Consider the following 6,000-nt stretch of genomic DNA (forward strand, 5'->3'; position numbering starts at 1 on the left):
GCGCGCATCGAGGTCGTGACGCGCGGCCCCCGGTGGCAGCGGCGGTACGGGGGCCGTGGGTGGCGTAGGCGGTACGCGGGCCCGGGAGTCCGGGCTCCGGTCAGCCGCTCGGGACGCCCGCGCCCTCCTCCTCCGGCTCGGCGAGGGCGGCGGAGTCGGTGAGGCCGAGGCGGAGATGCTCGACGTGGTAGATGGCCTGGTCGATGAGTGCCGCGACGTGGTTGTCGTAGAGCGAGTACACGATCGACCGGCCCTTGCGGGTGCCGACGACGAGGCCGAGGTTGCGCAGCAGGCGCAACTGGTGGGAGCAGGCCGACTGTTCCATGCCGACCTCTGCGGCCAGCTCGGTCGCGGGCAGGGAGCCCTCGCGCAGGCGGGCGAGGATCAGCAGCCGCGAGGGCGTCGCCAGCGCCTGGAGGGTGGTCGCCACCTTGGCGGCGCTGGCCGCGTCCAGGCTCCTGCGCGGGACGCGCCCTGACGGCTGTGCGGCTCCATGACCCATGCGTTCATGGTACGGCACCATCCATGAACACATGAATGTCTCTTCATTCATTCCTGTTAGGGTGGTGCGGTCGGACTCTGTCACGCCCACCCCGAAGGACCCCGTGTCGATGTCGTCCACGCTCACCCGTCCGGCGCCCTCCGGCGCGGCGCGCGAGTCGGTCGCCCCCCGCCGCCGCACCCGGCTCCTCGCCCTGCCCGAGGTCCGCTGGGCGGCGGCCGCGCTGGCGCTGTTCCTGATCGCCCTGCCCCTGTACCTGGCCGGGGCGCCCGGCTGGACCTGGGGCACGCTCTTCGCGGCCGTCTACGCGACCGGAGGCTGGGAACCGGGCTGGGCCGGGCTCCGGTCGCTGCGCGAGAAGACCCTCGACGTGGACCTGTTGATGGTGGTCGCCGCACTCGGGGCGGCGGCGATCGGGCAGGTGCTGGACGGCGCGCTGCTGATCGTCATCTTCGCCACCTCGGGGGCGCTGGAGGCGATCGCCACCGCCCGCACCGCCGACTCCGTGCGCGGCCTGCTCGACCTCGCCCCCGCCACGGCCACGCGCGTCGCCGACGACGGCACCGAGGAGACGGTGCCCGGTGAGCGGCTCGCGGTGGGCGAGATCATCCTGGTCCGGCCCGGTGAGCGCATCGGCGCGGACGGCCGCGTCCTGGACGGGGCCGGCGAGGTCGACCAGGCCACCATCACCGGCGAGCCGCTGCCCGTGGCGAAGGCGGCCGGGGACGAGGTGTTCGCCGGGACCCTCAACGGCACGGGCGCGCTGCGGGTGAAGGTCGAGCGCGACCCGTCCGACTCGGTGATCGCCCGGATCGTGGCCATGGTCGAGGAGGCCTCCGGGACCAAGGCGCCGACCCAGCTCTTCATCGAGAAGGCCGAACAGCGCTACTCGCTCGGCATGGTCGCGGCCACGGTGGCACTCTTCGTGCTCCCGCTGCTCGTCGGCGCCGATCTGCGCTCCACCCTGCTGCGGGCGATGACCTTCATGATCGTCGCCTCGCCGTGCGCCGTCGTACTGGCCACCATGCCGCCGCTGCTGTCCGCCATCGCCAACGCCGGCCGCCACGGCGTGCTGGTCAAGTCGGCCGTGGTCATGGAACGCCTCGGGCAGGTGGACGCCGTGGCGCTGGACAAGACGGGCACCCTGACCGAGGGCACGCCCCGGGTGACGGACGTCCGTCCACTGGCCGGCTCCGGCCTGCCGGAGGACGAGGTGCTGCGGCTGGCCGCGGCCGCCGAGCACCCCAGCGAGCACCCGCTGGCCCGCGCGATCGTGGACGCGGCCCGCGGCCGAGGTCTCGACATCCCCCTCGTGCGGGACTTCGGTTCAGCGCCCGGCACCGGCGTCAGCGCCACCATCGAGGGCAGGACCGTCGCGGTCGGCAGCCCGGCCCGGCTGCCGGACGGCCGCACGGGCGGTCCCGCCGAGGAAGTGGCGGCGGCCCTGGAGGTGGCGGCGGCCTTGGAGGAAGAGGGCCGCACCGCCGTGCTCGTCACCGTCGACGGCCGGCCGGCCGGGGTCCTCGGCATCGCCGACCGCCTGCGTGACGAGGCCGCCGCCACCGTCGCGGCCCTCGGAGAGCTGGCGGGCACCACCCCGGTGCTGGTCACCGGTGACAACCCGCACGCGGCGGCCCGGCTCGCCGGTGAGGTGGGCGTCGACGACGTCCGTGCGGGACTGCTGCCGCAGGACAAGGTGGCCGCGGTGCGGGAGATGGAGCGGGCGGGGCGGAAGGTGCTGGTGGTCGGCGACGGCGTCAACGACGCCCCCGCGCTGGCCGCCGCCCACACCGGCATCGCCATGGGCCGGGCCGGCTCCGACCTGGCCCTGGAGACCGCCGACGCGGTCGTGGTCCGCGACGAGCTGGCGACCGTCCCCGCCGTCGTCCGTCTCTCCCGCCGGGCCCGCCGCCTCGTCGTGCAGAACCTGGTCATCGCATCGGTGTTCATCACCGGCCTGGTGATCTGGGACCTGGCCGGGACGCTGCCCCTGCCGCTGGGTGTCGCGGGCCACGAGGGGTCCACCGTGATCGTCGGCCTCAACGGCCTGCGCCTGCTCGCCGACGGCGCCTGGCGCCGTGCCCGGGCGGGGACGGACCGGTGAGCCGCCGCGCCCGCGGGGCCCGCCGTGCCACGGCCGCCGCACCTGCACCCTGCGCCGTCACCGTGTGCCGCGGCTGCTGCTGCGGCACGGAGAAGATCCCGGGTGTGGACCACGCCGCCCAGCTCGCCCTGCTGCGACAGTCGCTGTCCGGCACGGGGCAGGTCCGCGTGACCGGCTGCCTGGACGCCTGCGAACAGGCCGATGTGATCGTCGTCCAGCCGTCAGCGGCCGGGCGGGCCGCAGGCGGGCGGCCCGTCTGGCTCGGCCTGGTCCACGACGCCGACGCCGTGCGGGACATCGCCGCGTGGATCACCGCCGGCGGTCCTGGACTGGCGGACCCGCCCGGCGTGCTCGACCTGTACGCGTTCACCCCGTCCCGGCGCGTCCGCCAGGCCGGGGAGGACTGATCGCCACCGGCGGGGCGGCCGGCTTTCCCGGGAGGCGACGCGTCAGACGCGGACGCCGAACATGAACGGGCCGCCGATGGTGTCCATCGACTCGTACCGGACGACCGTGCCGGTGCGCGGGGCGTGCAGGACCTGTCCGTTGCCCGCGTACAGGCCCACGTGGTGCAGGTCGTTGAAGAAGAAGACCAGGTCGCCGACCTGGAGCTGACTGCGGGTGAGGCGGGTCCCGATGCCCGACTGCGCCTCGGAGGTGCGCGGTATGGACACGCCGGCCTGGGCGTAGGCCCAGGACGTGAGACCCGAGCAGTCGAAGGAGGAGGGGCCGGTGGCGCCGTAGACGTACGGCTTGCCTATCTGGCTCTGGGCGGCCGAGAACGCGGCGCCGGCCCGGCCGGAGGCGGGCGGGGCGTCCTTGAGGTCCACACGCTCGGTGGAGGAGCGGTCGGCGCGCTGCTGTTCGGCGTCGAGGGCCGCCTTCTCCTTGGCGGTCAGGGTGTTCAGGAGCTTCTGCGCCTCGGCGAGCTTGCCCTGGACCTCCTTCTTCTTGTTGCCCAGCTCGGTACGGGTGGCGGCCAGGTCCTTGAGCTTCTCGGTGGCCTCGGCGCGCTCCTGGGCGAGTTCGCGCTGCTTGTCCTGGATCTTCTTCAGCGCCTCGACCTGCTGGCTGCTCAACTGGTCGAGCGTGGACGCCTTGTCGAGGAAGTCGTCGGGGTCCGACGACAGGAAGAGCTGCACCGAGGCGTCGATGCCGCCCGAGCGGTACTGGGCGGTCGCCATCGAACCCAGGCCCTCGCGGAGCTTGTTCAGCTCCTGCTGGCCGCGGGCCACGTTGTCCTGGACGGTGGAGATCTCCTTCTGGAGCTTCTGCTGCTTCTCCTTGGCCCCGTTGTACTTCTCGGTGGCCTGCTCCGCCTGCTCGTAGAGCTTGTCGACCTTCGCCTTCACCTCGTCCTTGCCGAGCTTCTCGCTCGGGGCGGCGTCGGCGGCGTTCGCGCTCAGCGCGACGGCAGCGGCGGCTGCGGTGGTGAGCACGGTGACACGCGTGCGGCTCGGCTGCTTGGGTCGACGATGGGACGCCACAGGGGCGAGCTCCTTGCTCCTTCAGCCGCCTGTCCAACGCGTCGGTGGGCGGTGCCCCTCCACCGTCACTCCCGTTGAGTGATCACCCGAGCGAGGGGTTGGATCACGACCTTAATGACTTTCTTACGGTTGGATCAAATGTCTGCATGGAAGAACTCGCTCACTTCGTGCCGACTTGACCGCCAACCGGTGTTTGTTCGTGACATTTTGATGCCGTTTCTTGTTCACTCACGAGGGCCGCCGGCACTCGACTTGCTCACCGTCAGTCGATCGAAGGCGGGTCACGGATCCCGCACACGGTGGACGGGACCGTTGTATGTGACGGGAAGCAGACCTGAGGCTTCGCCGACGCGCACAGCTCGGGGGAGGCCGCGCGGCAGCATCCAAGGGCGCGCGCCACCAGGCGTCCTCGTGGCCGGACAGGCGGAGACACGGTCTCGAACTCCCTGGACGGGAGAATCGGGTCTCACCAGGTCAGCGCACCCTGCCGCGTGCCTTCAGCGGTACCGGGGGCAGTTCGGGGGCGCGCAGCGGGGCGCCGTCGTAGCCCTTCACCTCCCCGAAGCGCGACCCCGTCGTCCAGTCCTCGCGGGCCTGCTCGATGTCCTGCTGGGTGCGGCCGACGAAGTTCCACCACATGATCAGCTCCTCGGCGAACGGCTCGCCGCCCAGCAGCATGATCCCGGCGTCCGACTCGGCGCGCAGCGGGAGTTCGGTGCGGCCGCAGCCGAGGTAGAGCATCGAGCCCGGCAGCACCGGCACGCCGTCCACGTGCACCTCGCCGGACATGGCCAGCACGCCGTACTCGAAGTCCCGGTCCAGCGGGAGGCGGACGTCCGTGCCCCGGGTGAGCGCGAGGTCGGCGCCGACGATCGGGGTGAACGTCGTACCCGGGGAGGACGATCCGTCGAGGTCGCCGAGGATCACCGTGGCCGTGAGGCCGGGCGCGGTGACCGTGGGCAGGTCGGCGTGGTACTCGAACTTGGGCTCGGTGTGGCGGTGCTCCTCCGGCAGCGCGACCCACAGCTGCGCGCCGTGCAGGAAGCGGGCGTGCGGCCGGGGGCTCTCCTCGGAGTGGCTGATCGCCCGGCCCGAGGTCATCAGGCCGAGCTGCTTGGGCCGGATCGTCTGGAGGCTGCCGGTCGAGTCGCGGTGCAGCACCTCGCCCTCGTGCAGCCAGCTCACCGTCTGCAACCCGATGTGCGGGTGCGGAGGGACCTGCATGCCGGGTTCGTCGGCGATGTCGTCGGGGCCGTAGTGGTCCACGAAGGCCCAGGCGCCGATCATGCGACGGCCGAGGTTGGGCAGCAGCCGGCGCACCTCGGTCGACTCGCCCAGCTTCACGTGACGGGGGCTCAGCAGCTCGCGGACGGGCTCGGCGACGACAAATCCGCGGCCGCCGCACACACTCGGCACGGGAGCGCGGTCAAGGTTGCTCATGCCGCCCAACCTAGCGGCAGCGCGTCGCCGTTGCCGAGCGCGCGGACGGGTGGGCCGCGCGACCGCCGCGGCCCCGGGGCCCGGACCTGGGGCGAGTGGGTGGACGACGGCCCCAGCGGCGGCGGACGCGGACACCCCTGCGCACCCCGTTCGGCGGATCAGGGCCTGGGGACGCTCGACGGATCAGGGCCCCGGGACGCTCGGCGACGGCTGGGCCGTGGTCGGCCGGACCGGGCTCGGGACGGGGGAGGGTGTGCCGGTCGCCGGCGGCCGGGGCCGGTGAGCCGGCTCGGCGGGCCGGTCCGGGCCGCCGCGGACGGCGAAAAACACCAGGGCCGCCACGGCGGCGAGGGCCAGCAGGCCCACCGCCGTCCGGCGCAGCACCCGCGGCAGCGGTTTCTGCTGTACGTCCTTCGGCAGCCGGACTGCCAGCCACAGCACGTCCAGTACCTCCTGCGAATCGAGGT

At 73.1% G+C, this 6,000-nt stretch carries 5 protein-coding genes and 1 pseudogene; 2 read left to right on the plus strand and 4 right to left on the minus strand.

Annotated features, from left to right (window positions below; genetic code table 11):
- Positions 1 to 100: 100 nt before the first annotated feature.
- Positions 101 to 502, minus strand: a complete 402-nt coding sequence (locus tag PV343_RS20080; protein ID WP_319148331.1) for an ArsR/SmtB family transcription factor — start codon at positions 500 to 502, stop codon at positions 101 to 103.
- Positions 503 to 611: 109 nt separating this feature from the next.
- Between PV343_RS20080 and PV343_RS20085 the strand changes: the two genes are divergently transcribed.
- Together PV343_RS20085 and PV343_RS20090 are read left to right on the plus strand one after the other, a co-directional pair.
- Positions 612 to 2,606 (plus strand): heavy metal translocating P-type ATPase, encoded by a 1,995-nt coding sequence (locus PV343_RS20085; RefSeq protein ID WP_319148332.1) that lies wholly within the window; start codon positions 612 to 614, stop codon positions 2,604 to 2,606.
- The gene (locus PV343_RS20090) at positions 2,603 to 3,013 is read left to right on the plus strand and encodes a (2Fe-2S) ferredoxin domain-containing protein (protein WP_319148333.1); all 411 of its coding nucleotides are present in this window, start codon (positions 2,603 to 2,605) and stop codon (positions 3,011 to 3,013) included. The genes PV343_RS20085 and PV343_RS20090 overlap by 4 nt, the downstream gene beginning before the upstream one ends.
- A gap of 42 nt (positions 3,014 to 3,055) precedes the next feature.
- On the opposite strand, the gene PV343_RS20095 is transcribed toward PV343_RS20090, so the two are convergent.
- The 3 genes and pseudogenes from PV343_RS20095 to PV343_RS20105 form a co-directional block, all read right to left on the minus strand.
- Entirely contained in the window at positions 3,056 to 4,093 is a 1,038-nt protein-coding gene (locus PV343_RS20095; protein ID WP_319148334.1) for a C40 family peptidase, read from the minus strand.
- A gap of 474 nt (positions 4,094 to 4,567) precedes the next feature.
- Positions 4,568 to 5,533: a pirin family protein gene (locus PV343_RS20100; protein ID WP_319148335.1), complete on the minus strand. Its 966-nt coding sequence runs from the start codon at positions 5,531 to 5,533 to the stop codon at positions 4,568 to 4,570.
- Between the two features lie 183 nt (positions 5,534 to 5,716).
- Positions 5,717 to 6,000: pseudogene (locus tag PV343_RS20105) on the minus strand (hypothetical protein); the annotation flags it as partial.

Origin of the sequence: Streptomyces sp. WI03-4A (assembly GCF_033792105.1) — a bacterium.
Taxonomy (GTDB): domain Bacteria; phylum Actinomycetota; class Actinomycetes; order Streptomycetales; family Streptomycetaceae; genus Streptomyces; species Streptomyces collinus_A.